This is a genomic window from Nonomuraea sp. NPDC049784, assembly GCF_040659615.1.
Lineage (GTDB): Bacteria > Actinomycetota > Actinomycetes > Streptosporangiales > Streptosporangiaceae > Nonomuraea.
Genome location: NZ_JBFAMX010000213.1, coordinates 1 through 16,115 on the forward strand (window position 1 = coordinate 1; position 16,115 = coordinate 16,115).

Here is a 16,115-nt window from a genome sequence, read left to right on the forward strand (position 1 = left end):
GCCGCGCCGGTTCGGGAAGGGCAGCTCGATGAGCTGCGCCGCGCCGAAACGGGCGTCGAGGGTGACGCCGGGCGCGATCGGCCGCCGGTGGGTGCCGGTCATGATGTCCTTCTGCACGGCGGGTGTGCGCAGCCAGGCGGCGAGCTTGCCGTACAGGACCTTCTTGTCCTCGGGGGCGGAGGCGAGCAGCGTGAGCGGGTAGTCGGCGCTGACGACGCCGTCGCTCGGATAGACGATCGTGAGCGGTTCGCGCAGCCCGAGCAGCACCGACTCGTAGTTCACCAGACCGTCCACGCGCGGGTCGCGGGCGTAGGCGTCGGCCAGCCAGCCCGACGAACCCGCCGTCAGCCGCTGCGCGGAGAAGAACTTCTTCAGTTTCGGCGTCACCGTGCCGACCTGCTCGGTGCTGAGCGCCCCGTCCGCGCCCGACAGCGCCGCGGCCACCCCGACGAGGGCGGAGAAGCCCGAGTTGGAGGAGGCGGGGTTCGTCATGCCGAAGCTGAACCTGCCGTCCCCGGCCGCCGCCGCGATGTCCGCCCACGACACCGATCCCTTGTCCCAGCCCAGCTCGGCGGCCTTGGCCGGCTTCAGGCCCAGCACGACCGGTGAGACCATGACCTTGGTCTGGGTGGACAGCCTGGCCTGGGCCCCGTCGATCAGGGACAGGTAGCGGTTGGAGGAGAACCACGTGGCGTCGAGGCGGCCGTCGGCGCGGCCGCTCGCGACCTGCTCGGCGCCGTCGAGGGTGCCCGTATAGGTGAGCTTGACGCGGACCCCGGCCTCCCGCTCGGCGCGCTGGAGCAGCGGCTCGAGGTCCTTGATCTCGCTGCCGGCCAGCACCCGCAGCATATCCGGCCCGTCCACCGGTTCGCCTGCCTGGGCGCAGGCGCCCGCCAGGAGGAGGGCGGCCACGGCCGCCCAGAGGGGAGCTCGCCTCACTGCGCCGTCCCCTCATGGGCGCGCTCCAGATACGTGCGCGCGTGCTCGAGCTCCGAGGACAGGCTGTCCACGGTGGCCGCCATGCTGTCCACGGCCTTCGCCCGGAACGCGTCGATCAGGTCCATCGTGGAGTAGACGTTGTCGAAGGCCTGGCGCAGCGTGTCCATGTCCACGGTCGTGGAGGCCGCCTGGTTCTGGATCGCGCCCGCCTGCGTGCGCAGCATCTCGCTGGTGGCCAGGATCAGATCGCCCGTCGTGGCGTTGAGCGCGCTGATCTGGTCGAGCACCAGCTTCTGGTTCGCCAGCGCCTGCGCGACCGTCACCGCCGTGCGCAGGGCCGCGACCGTGGTCGTGGTGGCCCGGTCCACGCCCTTGCTCAGCTCCAGGTTGTTCTTCCGTACGAGATCGAGTGCCAGGTAGCCCTGCGCCGAGACGGCCAGCTGGGTGAGGATGTCCTGGTGCTTCTGGCGGACGGCGAACAGCGCGTCGGAGCGCAGCGCCGTGGCCCGCTCCTCGTCGGCCAGCGCGATCCGCTCCTCCAGGGCGGCGTCCATCGCCTTGGCCATGACCGCGTACTCCTGCAGCCGCGTCATGGCCTCCCACAGGTTGGCCTTCTCGCCCTCGATGGCGGCGTTGTCGCGCAGCAGCTCGTCCTGGCCGGACTTGAGCGCGCGGACGATGTCGTCGATGTGCTTCTGCGCGGAGTGGAACTTGGCGAAGTAGTCGCGCAGCCGATCGCCGAAGGGGATGAGCCCGAGCAACTTTCGGGTCCCGGAGGCGGCCTGCTTCGGGTCCAGGTCCACGACGGTGCGGCGCAGCGCCACGAGCTCATTCGCGACCCTGGACTGGGCTTCGGAGCCCTCGCCCCTGGCCGCGCCCAGGGCGGCGACCGGCCGCTTGAGCATGCGGTTGGCCACCTGCGACGCCGAGCGGATCTCGCTGTCGCCCATCGAGGAGATGTCGTACACCTTACGGGCGAACTCCGGCGAGCGCGGATCGAGCCCGCCCAGCTCCCCGGCGAAGTCCTGGGCCTTGGCGGTCAGCTCGGCCGCCCGCTCGGCGGAGATCGGCAGCATGCCCGCCGCCGTATCGGCGGGGACCGGCGTGACCGGCGCGGGCGGCGTGAGCACCAGATCGGACAAGTGAGAGGTCTCCTCGCTAGGGCCATGCGGAGTCGATGGTGGTGATCAGCTTGTCCAGCCGCTCGTACGTGGGCGGCTCGACGACGTCGACCAGGTCGGCCGCGACCGGCGCCCCCGTCTTGGCGACCAGGTCCGTGAACGCCTGGGGGCTCGTGGTGCGGAAGCCGTACGCGGCCGCCAGGGCCTGCAGTTCCGGGTCCTTCGTGAGCAGCCGGCCCACCTTGTCACCCGGCTCCGACAGCGGGACCAGCGTGTGCTTGCTCAGCACGGTCGGCGAGGGGTAGACCAGCCGCATGTCAGGCTTGATCGCGCCGTCCCCGGCGAAGACGTGCGCGAGATACTGCGCCTCGTAGACGACCAGCATCGGTGTCTTGCCCGAGCCCAGCGCCAGGTAGTCGTCGAACGACGCCTCGCTGGTGGACTCGGAGAAGCCCTGGTCGAGCACGGCCGGCGCCACGACTGGGGCTATCTTGGCGATCTGGGCGTCCGAGGTGATCACGTCCTCGCCGTTGGCCACGTAGGCGACCGCCGACAGGTACATGGCGGCGGAGTTGGACGTGCGGATGTCGGTGGTGGTGAGCAGCACCCTCTTGCGTGCCTTATATGCTGAATTACCGGGAATTTGATCCCATCGGGTGCCTTTAGCTACTAATTCTAGATATTTCTTAATATCAAGAGTTTGTGAGCCTTTGCCGGAATTGCGGAGCACACCCGTCTTGACCAACAGGGCGGCGATCGGCTCGAACGTGGCTACCGCCATCGGCGAGTAGAACGGCGAGTACGTGGTCGTGGCTCCGCGGTCGCGCTTGATCCGCTCGGCGGCCGGGACGCTGGAGGGGAAGGCGAAGGCGTAGCGGCTCAGGTCCACGTCGGTGACGATCTGCCGCGATCCCGCGGTGTCCACCTCGACCCGTAAGCCGTGCTTGGCGAAGGCCGCCTTCACTCGAGGATCGTCGAAGAGCGGCTTCTTCTCCGAGCCGATGACCCCCCGTACAACGGTCATCTGGGGTCCGTCCTGCCCCTTGCTGCCCCAGAGGACGGCGACCACCGCCACCCCGGCGAGCACGGCCGCCAGAATGACGCCGATCCATCGCTTCATCGCACCCCGTTTCCTGAAATAACCCCCATGCCTGGAATTATGGGATAGCGCTCGCGGAGATCGCGCGGGTGGGAAGACGACCGTACGGCAGAATTCACTCGCCGTTCACGGGCCACCCGCGCCGGAGACTCATGCGATGTGAGCGCAGTGGCACGCCATGAGATGTGCGGGTAAAACAAGGCCAGATTCGGCTCAGGCGGTGAAGACGGTTTAATGCCGCCGCAACCGCGCCGCTCGTGGTCGCGAAACACGCCGCGCACATGCTGGGTGGCATGAGCGATGCACCCAAGGTGATGAACGGAAACCAGCGCTCCTGGAGGCGGGAGATCGTCGAACTGGCCGCGCTGTTCCTCGCGGTCGGCCTGGCGCACCTGCTCGCGACCCTGCTCGGCCACCAGGAACCAGGACCGGTCCTGATGGTCGGGCTGGGGGCGGCGTTGATCGTAGGGGCGGCCATTCACAAGCGACTGGGCCGCCGTCCCCGGCGCACGGCTCCCGCGCTCCCCGTGGAGGACGACGCGGGGTCGGCCATGGTGCTGTGGCGCGTTCGCATGCGGGTGGTGGAGCGGCCAGGGCGGCTGGCCACGGTGGCGGGGGCGTTCGGACGGCTCGGCTGCAACATCCTGGCCCTGCACATCGCGCCGACCGGTAGCAGCGCGATCACGCCCGCCGGGTGCGACGCCCTTGACGAGTTCGTCATCGAGGCGCCGCCCGGGCTGGTGCTCGACGTGCTGGCCGGGGCGCTGACCGAGGCGGGCGGGCACGACGTGGTGATCGTGCCCGCGCAGGTGAAGGATCTCACCGATCCCGGCGTGCAGGCTCTCGTCCTGGCGCAGCGGGTAAGTGCGGACCCTGATCGGCTGCCCGAGGCCATGGCCGAGTTGTTGCGGGTCTCGCGGGTGGAGTGGCGGCGGCCCGGCGACACCGTGGACGAGGGCGCCAAGCTGAACACCACCATGGTGATCTCCGTCAACCCGGATCGTGCGCTGCTGATCCGGCGGCCCGAACTGCCGTTCACGCCGACCGAGGCGGCACGCGCCGCAGCCCTGACGGCCACCGCCCGCCAGGCCCGCTACAGCGCGCCCGACTGACCACGGGGCCGGGGCCCGAAGGAGCCGGGCCTGCGGTCGGGGCGGTGTCCGGAGGGCTCGTGGCCGGAGCGGCGCCCGCACCGCTCAGCGAGGCGGCCGGTGGGGCCGTGCGGGCCTTAGCTGGAGGCCTCCTTCGCCCAGCGTTCCAGACCGCTCGCGTCGATGGGCAGGGCGTCCGAAAGGATCTCCGTCCCCGACGAGGTGACCAGCAGGTCGTCCTCGATCCGTACGCCGACCCCGCGCAGCTCCGGCGGGACCGTGCGGTCATGGGCGTGGAAGTACAGCCCGGGCTCGACGGTGAGCACCATGCCGGGCTCCATGACGGCGCCCTGGTACGCCTCTGGGCGGGACTGGGCGCAGTCGTGTACGTCCAGGCCCAGGTGGTGGCCGATGCCGCAGATCAGGTAGCGGCGGTGGTGCTGGCCGCGGTCCGACAGGGCCTCGTCCACCGAGACGGGCAGCAGCCCCCAGTCGTCCAGCCCGCGCGCGATGACCTCCATGGCCGCGTGGTGGAAGTCGGTGAACCGGCGGCCGGGGCCGACCTGCGCCATGCCCGCCCGGTGCGCCTTCTCCACCAGGTCGTGCACCTGCCGCTGGGCGGGGGAGAAGGCGCCTGAAACGGGGAAGGTGCGGGTGACGTCGGCGGTGTAGTGGCTGCGTACCTCCACGCCCATGTCGAGCAGCAGCAGCTCGTCGGGCAGGACGGGGCCGTCGCAGCGCACCCAGTGCAGGGTGGGGGCGTGCGGGCCGCTGCCGACGATGGTGGGGTAGCCGGGGCCGTTGCCGTACGCCCTGGCGTAACGGTCGAACGTGCCCTGCAGCCACCGCTCGCCCGCGCCCTCGATGGCCGCCGGGACCTCGGCCAGCACCGCCGCGAAGCCCTCGACCGTGCGGTTCACGGCCTCGCGGAGCTGGCCGATCTCCCACTCGTCCTTGATCATGCGTAGTTCGGACAGCACGCGCGGGAGCTCGGCGTCAGGCGGTTCCGGGGAGTCCGTGAACTCGCTCAGCGGCCGCACCTCGACACCGAGCGCCGCCGACCACTCGGCGAGTGACGGGGACGGGCCCACCCACAGCTCGCCGTACGCGGCGTCGGCGAAGAAGCCGAGGTCGCCGGGGCGGGCGGGCGGGGGCAGGTACACGGTGGCGGCGCCGTCGGCGATCACGGCCACGGCGTTCTCCGCCGCGCAGCCGGTGAGCCAGTAGAAGTCGCTGTCCACGCGGAAGTCGTAGGACATGTCGTTGTTGCGTACCGGCGCCCGCCCGGCCTTCACCACCACGGTCCTGCCGGGGAGCGCGGCGGCCAGGCGCTCACGGTGGGCGGCGGCGGCCTCGGCCGCGCCGGGCACCAGTGACGGAGTGCGGGCGGGGGCGTCCCAGCCTTCGGCGATGTAGTCGACGAACGCCGGGATCTCAGTCAACTTGGGGGGCTTGCCGTCACTCACCAGTGATTCCTCCTCCTATGTCGCGCACCAGCCCGGTCAGCCGGGCGAAGACCCGTTCCTCGCCGATGCCGTCGTGCTCGTACTCGTTGGTGACCCAGGCCTGCGTGTTGCCGACCCTGGAGGCGGTGTCCAGTTGCAGGCCGGAGTCGACGTACATGTCGTCGAAGTAGACCGCCGCCGCCACCGGCACCTGGTTGGCCGCCAGGCGGTCCAGGTCGTACAGCAAAGGCCAGTCGGTACGCGCGGCGAGGAGTTCGACGGCGGCGCGGAAGGGGCGGAGCACGCGGATCTCCTCGAACATCCAGGGGTAGATCATCTCGCCGGTGAACAGCAGCGGCCTGGCGTCCTCGGCGAAGGCCGGGTGCCGGGCGCGCTCGCTCTGCGCCGCCCAGGCCGTGGCGCCGGGCCCGGACCCGTAGATGCTCTCCTGCATGGCGGCGAAGAGCGGGTTGTCGGCGTAGGAGGAGCGGGCCAGCACCTGGTGCAGGAACGTCTCGGGCAATTCGGTCGACTCGTCCAGCAGCCAGTGCATGCGCTCGTAGCCCGGCTTCATGCCGAAGTCGATCCCCAGCGACTGCAGCCGCCGCACGGTCAGCACGTCGCCGTCGGGCAGCAGCACGTCGCCGTAGGCCAGCCGGTCGGCCAGGCGGGCCACCGTCTCCACGTGGTGCGGGTAGCGGCGGTAGAACTCGGCGTTCTTGGCCGCGACCCGCGGGTACGTGCGCCGGTAGACCTCCGCGGCGTCGGGGTCGACGGAGGGCAGCCCGCCGGCCACGTAGCAGGCGCTCAGGCCCTCGGGCGCCTGCGACAGGTACGTCAGCGTCAGGAAGCCGCCGTAGCTCTGCCCGAGCGTCGACCAGCGCCGGCCGCCGAAGACGGTCTTGCGCAGGTGCTCGGCGTCGGCCACGATCGAGTCCGCGCGGAAGCGGGCCAGGTAGTCCGCGCCCTCCTGCGGGTCGAGCGCGCTCATCACCCGCCCGTCGATCCGCGAGCTGCGGCCCGTGCCCCGCTGGTCGAGCAGGATCACCCGGTACGTCTCCAGCGCCTTGCCGAGCCAGCCCGACGTGCCGACCGGGCGCGGCCCCTTGCCGCCGGGCCCGCCCTGCAGGTAGAGCAGGCACGGCAGGTCGTCGCCGTCCCGCACGGGATCCACCAGTTCCCTGGCGAACACCCTGATCGTGGCCTCGGGGTCCGCCCAGTCGAGCGGCACCTCCACGACGTGGTCGCGTACCCGCATCCCGGGGATCGTGTAGGTCGCGGTGATCACAGCCTCTCCCTCCTGCGGCGGTCCCAGTCCGGGTTGATGCGCGGGATCGCCGCCAGCAGCGTCCGCGTGTACTCGTGCTGGGGGTCGCTGAACACCTGCTCGGTGTCCCCCAGCTCGACGATCTCGCCCTTGCTCATCACCGCGACCCGCTGGGCGATCTGCCGGACGACGGCCAGGTCGTGGGCGATGAACACGTAGCTGAAGCCGCTCTCGCGCTGCAGCCGCCGCAGCAGCTCGAGCACCTGCGCCTGCACCGACACGTCCAGCGCCGAGACGGCCTCGTCGCAGATCACCAGCTTGGGGTTGACGGCCAGCGCGCGGGCGATGCCGATGCGCTGCGCCTGCCCGCCGGAGAACTGCGCGGGGTAGCGCAGGGAGTGGTCGGGGTTCAGCCCGACGCGCTCCATCAGCTCCTTGGCGTGCGCCCGGCGGCTGCCGTTGGGCGCGATGCCCTGGTAGGCCAGCGGCGCCATCAGGATCCGCTCCACCGTGTGGCGGGGGTTGAGCGAGGAGAACGGGTCCTGGAAGACGACCTGGACGTTGGCGCGGAAGCGGGCCAGCTCGGCCCCCTTGACGTGCGTGACGTCCTCGCCGTCGAACTCGAGCGTGCCCTCGCTCGGGTCCATCAGCTTGGCGATCATGCGGGCGGTCGTCGACTTGCCGCTGCCGGACTCGCCGACCACCGCCAGCGTCTCACCGAGGCTCACGTCGAAGCTGACCTGGTCGACCGCCGTGAACTCGGCCTTCGCACCCAGCGGGCCGCGCGAGACGAACCGCTTGGTCAGGCCCTTGGCCCGCAGCAGCGTCATGCGATCACCTCGTCATCGATGCGGGGGATGCTCTCCAGCAGCATCCGCGTGTACTCGTGGGCCGGCTCGGCGAACACCTGCTCGGCCGTGCCGTACTCGACCTGTTCGCCCTGGCGCATCACCAGCACGCGGGTGGCGATCGAGCTGATCACGGCCAGGTCGTGCGTGATGAACACCATGCCCATCCCGCTCTCCTGCCGCAGGCCGGCCAGCAGCTTCAGGATCTGCGCCTGCACGGTCACGTCCAGCGCCGTGGTCGGCTCGTCGGCGATCAGCAGCGCGGGGGAGCACACCAGGGCCATGGCGATCATGATGCGCTGCCGCTGCCCGCCGGAGAACTGGTGCGGGTAGTAGTCCACCCGCCGCTCCGCGTCCGGCAGGCCCACCTGCTCGAGCGCGTCGATCGCGACCTTCCGCGCCGCCCCGCGCGAGCCGCCGCGGTGGGCGCGGTACATCTCCTCGATCTGCAGGCCGACCGTGTAGTACGGGTTCAGGGACGACAGCGGATCCTGGAAGATCATCGACATCTGGTCGCCGCGCAGCCGCCGCAGCTCCCGGTCCGAGCGGCCGAGCAGCTCCACGCCGTCCAGCTGGATGCTCCCGCTGGTGACGGCGCCCTTGGGCAGCAGCCCCATGACCGCCAGGCTCGTCATCGACTTGCCGGAGCCCGACTCGCCGACGATCCCGACCGTCTCGTCCCGTCCGACCGTGAAGGACACGCCCTTGACCACGTCGACCGGGCCGCGCGTGGTCGGGAAGGTGACGGTGAGGTCCTCCACGACAAGCAGTTCGCTCATTTCGCCGTGATCCTCACTCTCGGGTCCAGCATCGTGTAGACGAGGTCTACCACCACGTTCCCGATCACCACGAAGAACGCCGCCAGCAGCGTCACCGCCATGATCACCGGCTGGTCGTTCTTGGCGATGGAGTCGGCGGCCATCTTGCCGACCCCGTTCAGCCCGAACACCGTCTCGGTGATCAGCGCTCCGCCCAGCAGCGCGGCGAAGTCCATGCCGAAGATCGTGGCGATCGGCGTCAGTGACGGACGCAGGGCATGCCTGCGCATGGTCAGCGCCGGGCTCAGGCCCTTGCTCCTGGCCGTGCGCATGAAGTTCTCGGCCAGCGTATCGATGACGTTCGCCCTGGTCAGCCGGGCGTACAGGCAGGCGTAGCCGGTGGCCAGCACGATCCACGGCATCAGGTATGACTGGAACCACACCACCGGGTCGTCGGAGAACGCCACCGCCTGCGGGAACGGCAGCACTTGCAGCTGCACCACCAGCACGTACTGCAGCGCCAGCGCCAGCACGTAGTTGGGGATGCTCGAGCCGCCCAGCGCCAGCCCCATGGCGCTGCGGTCCCACCAGGTGCCCTCCTTGACCGCGCTGAGCAGGCCCGCCGCGATCCCGATGAGCAGCCACAGCACCGCGGCCCCGATCGCGACCGTGGCGCTGACCGGCAGCCGGTCGACCACCATGTCCCACACGGACTGGCCGGTCTGGAAGCTGTAGCCGAGGCACGGGACGCCGCAGTGCACCAGGTTCGCGCCCTCGCCGTAGTCGCGCCCGGCGAAGATCCCGCCGAGGAATTCGAAGAACTGCGTCAGCAACGGCTTGTCCAGCCCCAGCACGTCGTGGATCTGGTCGATGCGCTCGGGCGTGCACGTCTTCCCGCAGATCATCACCGCCGGGTCGGGCTGGAGCGTGAAGAAGATGATGAACGTGAACAGGCACACCAGGAAGAGGACCAGCACCACGCTGGCGGCCCGCCCGGCCAGATAGCGCGCCATCAGGAGGCCTCCCCGGAGTCGAACGCGGCCCGCAGCCGGTCACCGAGCACGGTCAGCGACAGCACGGTGAGGAACAGAAGCCCGCCGGGGATCGCGAAGTACATCGGATCGACGGAGTACCAGGCGACCGAGCTGGAGATCATCTGGCCCCACGACGGCGTGGGCGGCGTCACGCCGACGCCCAGGAACGACAGCCCGGCCTCGGTGCCGACGTAGCCGGGCACGGCGAGGGTGGTCATCACGATCAGCGAGCTGCGCAGGTTCGGCAGGATCTCCTTGAACACCAGCGCGCCCGTGGAGGCGCCCGACGCCCGGGCGGCCTCCACGAACTCCCTGTTCACCAGCGTCAGCGTCTGCCCGCGCACCACCCGCGCCAGGTACGGCCAGCCGAACACGCTGATCACCAGGACCAGCAGCACCGGCCGGTTCCCCTGCGGCAGCGACGACAGGATGGCGATCATGAAGATGAGTGCCGGGAAGGCCATGAGGAAGTCCATGACCCGGCAGATCACCTGGTCCACCCAGCCCTGATAGAAGCCGGCCAGCATGCCCAGCACCACGCCCAGCAGGGTCGTCAGCACCGTGGCGGAGATCGCGATCAGCAGCGAGACGCGCGCGCCGTAGGCGATGCGCGCCAGGATGTCGCGGCCGTTCTGCGGTTCGACGCCCAGCAGGTGGTCGGCGCTGATCCCGCCGAGCGACCCACGCGGCACCCCGCCCAGGTCGGTGTTGACGGCGGCGGTGTCGAGGTCGTTCGGCCCGTGGCCGGTGATCGCGCTGATCAGCGGCGCGCAGATCGCCATCAGCACGATCAGCGCCAGGAACGCGGTGCTCAGCACCGCGCCCCTGTCACGCAGCAGCGCGCCTGCGACCCGCCGGCCAGACGTGGCCGGTGAAAGGGATGCGACGGTCATCTACTTCGTCGGCTTCGCCAGTCCGACGGAGATCAGGTCGACGCCGCCGGAGAACGAGTTGGACTGGTAGGCGCCCGCGATGTTCGAGCCGAGAAGAAGGATCAGCTTCTCGTAGGCCAGCGGGACCACCGGAGCCTCCTTCATGATCTGCTTGTCCAGCTCGCCGTAGGCCGCGTTGGCCTCGTTGACGTCCGTCATCGCGGCGATCTCGTCGATGCGCTGGTTGATCCCCTTGTCGTTGATCTGCGCGAGGTTCGAGTTGCCCTTGGCGGTGATGTTGCGGCCGTCGAACAGCGGCGGCAGGAACGTCGCGCCGGAGGCCCAGTCGGGGCACCAGCCGGTGACGGCGGCGTCCTTCTGCTGCGCCGGCGTGCCGATGACCTCGTAGTAGGTCGAGGTGTCGATGTTGTTGATCTTGACGTCGATCTTGACCTGCTTGAGCGCGTCCTGGATCGCCACCGCCACCGCCGCCATCTTCGGATCCGGCCGGGTGTCGAGCGTCAGGGTGAACCCGTCCGCCAGGCCGGCCTCGGCCAGCAGCTTCTTGGCCTGCTCGACGTTGTACGGGTACAGGTCGTAGTCCACCCGGCCCGCGATCGTGGGCGGCTGGATCGAGGTGCCCTTGGCGGCCAGGGCGCCGCCGCCCATCCCCGCGACCACGGTGTCCTTGTTGATCGCGTAGTTGATCGCCTGGCGCACCCGCACGTCGTTCAGGGGCTTCTTGGTGGTGTTCAGGCCCATGTACGTGGTGCAGCCGTTGAGCCCGGACAGCGTGCGCTGCTTGATCTGCGGCGCCTGCACCCGCGCCACGGTCGCCGCCTGGATGGACGGGCCGATGACGTCGGTGTCGGTGCCCTGCCCGGCCAGCATGCGCTCGTCGATCGTGGCCGCGTCGAGGCCGAACGTCCACTCGAACGCGTCCGGCTTGGCCGCCCGGACGCTGTCGGTCTCAGGCTTCCACTGCGGATTGCGCGCCAGCTTCAGCGATACGCCGCGCTGATAGCTCGCCACCTTGTACGGCCCGCTCGCGATCGGCTTGGTGTCGAACGCCGCGCCTGCTCCCGTGCCCTTGGGGAAGGGCGTGAAGTTGGCCAGCGCCAGCGCGCTCGGGAAGTCGGCGTAGGGCTTCTTCAGGTGGAAGACGACCGTCTTGTCGTCGGGCGTCTCGATGGTCTTCAGGTCGCCGTCCAGGTACGGGCCCTTGTAGTCCTTCGGCGCGTCCAGCAGCAGTTTCCCGTATGGCGAGCCGATCCCGGCCTCCGGGTCGAACGTGCGTGAGAAGCCGAACTTGACGGCCTCGCTGTTGATCGGCGTGCCGTCCTCGAAGAACAGGTTGTCCTTGAGCTTGAACGTCCACGTCTTGGCGCCGTCGGACGGGGTGCCCGTGTCGGTGGCCAGGTCGGGCACGATCTTCGTGCCCTCGGCGCCCGGACCCGCGCCGAACATCGTCAGTCCCCGGTAGATGAGGCGGTAGAAGTTGTTCACGCCGCCGTCCCAGCCGCGCGTCGGGTCCAGGTGGGAGAAGTCCGCCTTGGCCAGGATGCGCACGGTGCCGCCCGTCGCGGCGGGCGCGCCCGGCCCGCTTGAAGTCCCCGTGCCCGTGCCCGTGCCGGGGGCCGCAGCGCCGCCGCCCCCGCCACACGCGGTGAGCGCCAGAACGGCGGTCATGGTGACGCTCGCGAGCGCCGCCGATCTCCTCATGATGCCTTCTTTCCGTTGGTTCAGGGGGTCCTGACCCAGACCCGCATGGCTTCGGGGCCGCGGTTGCCCCACAGGAAGTAGGGGACGAAGGTCGCCTCGACCCTCGTCTCCGGGAGCGCCTCGTCCAAGGGGAGCTCGGGGTAGAGCTCAGCGGAGGACGGGGGCGCGGAGCTCGTGTCCACGCGCAGCACGACGGCCTCGTCCCGCCGCTCGATGTTCGCGCTAACAACGTCGTGGACTCCGACCGTCAGGTCGTCGACCGGGGCCTGCGGGCTGTCGTGCTGCTCGACGCAGTACACGAGCGGTCCCCGGGCCAGGCTGACCGCGCCCCTGGTGGCGTCGAGGTAGGGGTGCGAGCCGTGCGCCCTGACCGGCATGGGCAGGGTGAGGCGCACCTCGTCACCCGCCGACCACTCGCGCTCAAGGGTGACCCAGCCGCCGGACTCCCGCGCGTCGCAGGGCTCGCCGTTGACGGTGATTGTCACGTTCCTGGCCCAGCCGGGGATCCGCAGCACCAGTGCGTACGGCCCGTCCGGGGCCCGCTCGACGGCGATACGTACGTCGCCGTCCCACGGGTACGCGGTCTCCATCGCCAGCTCCAGCTCGGACGTCTGGATCCTGGCCTGCGTATAGGCGGCGATCAGCACGGCGCCGTCCCGCTCGGCCGCCACGTAGTCGGCCAGCTGGGCCATCCAGCGCACGATGTTCGGCGGGCAGCACGGGCAGCCGAACCAGGCGCGGCGCAGTGGCTCACCGCCCGGCTCCGCGCCGCTGCGCTGCTCGTGGTCGGGGCGGCGCTGGAGCGGATTGTCGTAGAAGAAAGCCCTGCCGTCCGCCGACAGGCCCACGGCGTAGGCGTTGTAGAGCACGCGCTCGAACACGTCGAGGTATTTCGCGCCGCCGGTGGCCAGGAACATCCGCCAGGCCCACTGCATGACGGCGATGGCCGCGCAGGTCTCGCTGTAGGCGCGCTCGGACGGCAGTTCGTACCTGTCGCCGATCGCCTCGTCGGAGTGCCGGCTGCCCAGGCCGCCCGTGACGTACAGCTTGGTCGCCACCATGTCGTCCCAGAGCTGCTCCAGCGCCTCGAGCAGCGACCGGTCGCCGGTCTCCAGGAAGACGTCGGCCGCGCCCGCCGCCAGGTACGTCATGCGCACGGCGTGCCCGGTCACCGACGGCAGCTCGCGCAGGGGCACGTGGTCCTGGAAGTACTCGCCGGAGAAGATCTTGTGCTCGAGCTGTCCCGTGCCCCTGCGGTCGACGAACGCCGCCGCCATGGCCAGGTAGCCGCGCTCGCCCGTCTCCCTGAACAGCTCGACCAGCGCCATCTCCACCTCGGGATGCCCGCAGACGCCCCTCTCGCGGAACCTGTCCAGCACCAGGTCGGCGAAGCGCACCGCCACGCGCAGCAGCCGGTCGTCGCCCATCCTGCGGTTGGCGGCGACGGCGGCCTGGATGAGGTGGCCCAGGGTGTACAGCTCGTGCCCCCAGGTCAGGTCCTCCCACGGCTTCTTGGCCGACGCCGGGTCCTGGAAGAAGGAGTTGAGGTAGCCGTCCTCGGCCTGGACCCGTTCCAGCAGCCCGACCACCTCGTCGAAGAACTCCCTGGTGGAGGGGTCGCCGTCGCCCAGCTCGTACGCCAGGCCCTCGAGGGTCTTGTACAGATCGGTGTCCAGGAACGGGTAGCGGCCCCGGAAGGGGGCGGGGTCGTCCTCCAGCAGGCGGCTCAGGTTGGCCACGTTGCCCGCGGCGCGGAGCTGCTCGATGGTGTGCGGGATCGTGGCCGTGCTGTTCCGGCGCTGCCAGTGGTGGAGCAGGCCGCCGGTGATGCGCACGCCGGACAGCGGCCGAACGGCTCCGGACGCGGTGCGTACGGCGCCGGCCAGGGGCTTGACCTGCTTAGACGTCATGATCCATCCCAGTAATGTGTGGCATTGCACTGCACCTTAGGTGCCCGGGAGGCTTGTTGCCAAGGGTTACGGGTGAGGCGTCCCATGAACGTAACAGGACCGAAATCATCTAAGGGTGCTGGCGGCAGGGGGTATGCGGGTTCCGGTGGGTTCGAAATTGGCGGTGCCGAGTAGCGTCACTGACAAAAAATGAAATCTGTCATTCCAATGGCGCATACTTGGGCAGATGGGAACTCTGGGAACCGGCGGCCCGGTCGTGTCCGACCTCGGGCTGGGCTGCATGGGTATGTCCGACCTGTACGGACCGGCCGACGCGTCCGAGTCCATCGCCACGATCCACGCCGCCATCGACGCCGGCATCACGCTGTTGGACACCGGCGACTTCTACGGCATGGGCCACAACGAGCTGCTCATCCGCGAGGCGCTCAAGAGCCGCTCGCGTGACGACGTGACGATCAGCGTCAAGTTCGGGGCGCAGCGCGACTACGACGGCAACTGGCTCGGCCAGGACGGCCGGCCGGCGGCCGTCAAGACCTCGCTCGCCTACACCCTGCGCCGCCTCGACACCGACCACGTTTGGTGACGGAAACCAAGTGAGCGTGCAGGTTCTCATATCTCACTGTAATCGGTCGTAAACCCACCGTATTCTGGTCGGGTGCAGTTGCGGTGCTCCTTCCGTATCGACCCCACCCCAGGTCAGCGCATCGCGCTCGCCAAGGCGTTCGGGTGTGCCCGGGTGGTGTTCAACGACGCGCTGCGCCTGCGCAACCAGGCATACCAGGATGGGCTGCCGTTCGTCACCGACGCCGAGTTGTCCCGCCGGGTGATCAGCGAGGCCAAGCGCACTCCGGGCCGGGCTTGGCTGTGCGAGGTGTCGGCCGTGGTGTTGCAGCAGGCGCTCGCCGACTTCACGAGAGCGTTCCGCAACTTCTTCGCCGCCATCTCCGGCAAGCGCCAAGGCCCGAAAGTGGGGGCGCCCCGGTTCCGGTCCCGCAAAGATCACCGGCAGGCGATCCGGTTCACCCGAAACGCCCGCTTCAAGGTCACGGCGGGCGGGAAACTGTCCCTGCCGAAGATCGGTGACGTCGCGGTCCGCTGGTCACGGGATCTGCCCTCGGTGCCCTCCTCGGTCACGGTCATCAAGGACGCGGCCGGGCGGTACTTCGCCTCGTTCGATGCTCGACAGTGAACGCTGACCATCCGGTGTGGAAGGTCTCAATGGCGGTCCTTGTGGTGATGTGGCAGCGCTAGGTTGGGCCCGTGCATATCGACGTGTGGTTGCAGGCGATCCCCGCCGGATGGCTCTACGCCACGGTCGCGCTCGTGATCGGGCTCGAGAGCCTCGGCATCCCGCTGCCAGGCGAAATCGTGCTGGTCAGCGCCGCGATCCTGGCCGCCAAGGGCGTGGTGGACCCGTTCTGGGTGGGCGTCTGCGCGAGCGCCGGAGCCATCGTGGGGGACTCCGCCGGGTACGCGATCGGGCGCAAGGGCGGCGCGCCCATGTTCGAGCGGCTCGGGCGGCGCTTCCCCAAGCACTTCGGCCCACGGCACGTGGCCAAGGCCGAGCAGTACTTCCAGCGGTTCGGCGTGTGGGCGGTCTTCGTCGGCCGGTTCATCGCGCTGCTGCGCATCCTCGCCGGACCGCTGGCGGGGGCGCTGCGCATGCCGTACTGGAAGTTCGCCGTCGCCAACGTGCTCGGCGGGATCGTGTGGGCGGGCGGCACCACCACGGTGATCTTCTATCTCGGGCTCGTCGCCGAGAAATGGCTGAAGGGCTTCTCCTGGGTGGCGCTCGGGGTGGCCGTGGTGTTCGGGATCTGCACCACGCTCTACCTCAAGCGGCGGGCCGCGTTAGCGCTCGATGAGAGTGACCTCGAGGGAGTAGTGCGAGGCCCGGTAGACATGTGAGCCGTGCTCGACGGCCCTGCCCTGGTCGTCGTACGTGGTGCGGACCATGGTGAGCAGCGGCGCGCCGCGGCGCTCCTCCAGGAGTCTGGCCTCCGCCTGGG

General features: G+C 69.8%; 15 protein-coding genes and 1 pseudogene. 4 read left to right on the forward strand and 12 right to left on the reverse strand.

Annotation, left to right across the window (positions count from 1 at the left end):
- The 3 genes from AB0J09_RS33295 to AB0J09_RS33305 all read right to left on the reverse strand — a co-directional run.
- Positions 1-939, reverse strand: a 939-nt coding sequence (locus AB0J09_RS33295) for a substrate-binding domain-containing protein (RefSeq protein WP_360699515.1), incomplete at its 3' end; no start/stop codon positions are given.
- A complete protein-coding gene (locus tag AB0J09_RS33300) occupies positions 936-2,081 on the reverse strand; it encodes a toxic anion resistance protein (RefSeq protein ID WP_360699517.1) in 1,146 nt (381 codons plus the stop codon). The genes AB0J09_RS33295 and AB0J09_RS33300, both read right to left, overlap by 4 nt.
- 16 nt (positions 2,082-2,097) lie before the next feature.
- Entirely contained in the window at positions 2,098-3,180 is a 1,083-nt protein-coding gene (locus tag AB0J09_RS33305; protein ID WP_360699519.1) for a hypothetical protein, read from the reverse strand.
- Positions 3,181-3,452: 272 nt separating this feature from the next.
- On the opposite strand from AB0J09_RS33305, the gene AB0J09_RS33310 reads away from it, so the two are divergent.
- Entirely contained in the window at positions 3,453-4,271 is an 819-nt protein-coding gene (locus tag AB0J09_RS33310; protein ID WP_360699521.1) for an ACT domain-containing protein, read from the forward strand.
- Positions 4,272-4,387: 116 nt separating this feature from the next.
- On the opposite strand, the gene AB0J09_RS33315 is transcribed toward AB0J09_RS33310, so the two are convergent.
- From AB0J09_RS33315 to AB0J09_RS33350, 8 genes are read right to left on the reverse strand one after another with little or no spacing between them, the layout of a single operon-like run.
- Positions 4,388-5,716: an aminopeptidase P family protein gene (locus AB0J09_RS33315; protein WP_360699523.1), complete on the reverse strand. Its 1,329-nt coding sequence runs from the start codon at positions 5,714-5,716 to the stop codon at positions 4,388-4,390.
- Positions 5,709-6,983 carry an alpha/beta fold hydrolase gene (locus AB0J09_RS33320; protein ID WP_360699525.1) on the reverse strand — a complete coding sequence of 425 codons (1,275 nt, stop codon included), beginning with the start codon at positions 6,981-6,983 and terminating at the stop codon, positions 5,709-5,711. The genes AB0J09_RS33315 and AB0J09_RS33320 overlap by 8 nt, the downstream gene beginning before the upstream one ends.
- Positions 6,980-7,792: an ATP-binding cassette domain-containing protein gene (locus tag AB0J09_RS33325; protein WP_360699527.1), complete on the reverse strand. Its 813-nt coding sequence runs from the start codon at positions 7,790-7,792 to the stop codon at positions 6,980-6,982. The genes AB0J09_RS33320 and AB0J09_RS33325 overlap by 4 nt, the downstream gene beginning before the upstream one ends.
- Positions 7,789-8,589 (reverse strand): ABC transporter ATP-binding protein, encoded by an 801-nt coding sequence (locus AB0J09_RS33330; RefSeq protein ID WP_360699529.1) that lies wholly within the window; start codon positions 8,587-8,589, stop codon positions 7,789-7,791. The genes AB0J09_RS33325 and AB0J09_RS33330 overlap by 4 nt, the downstream gene beginning before the upstream one ends.
- Positions 8,586-9,581 carry an ABC transporter permease gene (locus tag AB0J09_RS33335; RefSeq protein ID WP_360699531.1) on the reverse strand — a complete coding sequence of 332 codons (996 nt, stop codon included), beginning with the start codon at positions 9,579-9,581 and terminating at the stop codon, positions 8,586-8,588. Before AB0J09_RS33335 ends, AB0J09_RS33330 begins: the two co-directional genes overlap by 4 nt.
- On the reverse strand, positions 9,581-10,495 hold the full coding sequence (locus AB0J09_RS33340) for an ABC transporter permease (protein WP_360699533.1): 915 nt from the start codon (positions 10,493-10,495) through the stop codon (positions 9,581-9,583). The genes AB0J09_RS33335 and AB0J09_RS33340 overlap by 1 nt, the downstream gene beginning before the upstream one ends.
- Positions 10,496-12,196, reverse strand: coding sequence for an ABC transporter substrate-binding protein (locus AB0J09_RS33345; protein WP_360699535.1), 1,701 nt, complete (start codon positions 12,194-12,196; stop codon positions 10,496-10,498).
- Positions 12,197-12,216: 20 nt separating this feature from the next.
- Positions 12,217-14,106 carry a beta-L-arabinofuranosidase domain-containing protein gene (locus tag AB0J09_RS33350; protein ID WP_360699536.1) on the reverse strand — a complete coding sequence of 630 codons (1,890 nt, stop codon included), beginning with the start codon at positions 14,104-14,106 and terminating at the stop codon, positions 12,217-12,219.
- Positions 14,107-14,332: 226 nt separating this feature from the next.
- Between AB0J09_RS33350 and AB0J09_RS33355 the strand changes: the two genes are divergently transcribed.
- The 3 genes and pseudogenes from AB0J09_RS33355 to AB0J09_RS33365 all read left to right on the forward strand — a co-directional run bounded on the left by AB0J09_RS33355 (position 14,333) and on the right by AB0J09_RS33365 (position 16,014).
- Positions 14,333-14,689: an aldo/keto reductase gene (locus tag AB0J09_RS33355; protein ID WP_360699538.1), complete on the forward strand. Its 357-nt coding sequence runs from the start codon at positions 14,333-14,335 to the stop codon at positions 14,687-14,689.
- A 72-nt stretch (positions 14,690-14,761) separates the two neighbouring features.
- Positions 14,762-15,280 (forward strand): annotated as a pseudogene (locus tag AB0J09_RS33360) (transposase); the annotation flags it as partial.
- Between the two features lie 86 nt (positions 15,281-15,366).
- A complete protein-coding gene (locus AB0J09_RS33365; protein WP_360699540.1) occupies positions 15,367-16,014 on the forward strand; it encodes a DedA family protein in 648 nt (215 codons plus the stop codon).
- On the opposite strand, the gene AB0J09_RS33370 is transcribed toward AB0J09_RS33365, so the two are convergent.
- On the reverse strand, positions 15,958-16,115 hold a 158-nt coding region (locus AB0J09_RS33370), incomplete at its 5' end, for a UTRA domain-containing protein (RefSeq protein ID WP_360699542.1). The genes AB0J09_RS33365 and AB0J09_RS33370 overlap by 57 nt on opposite strands.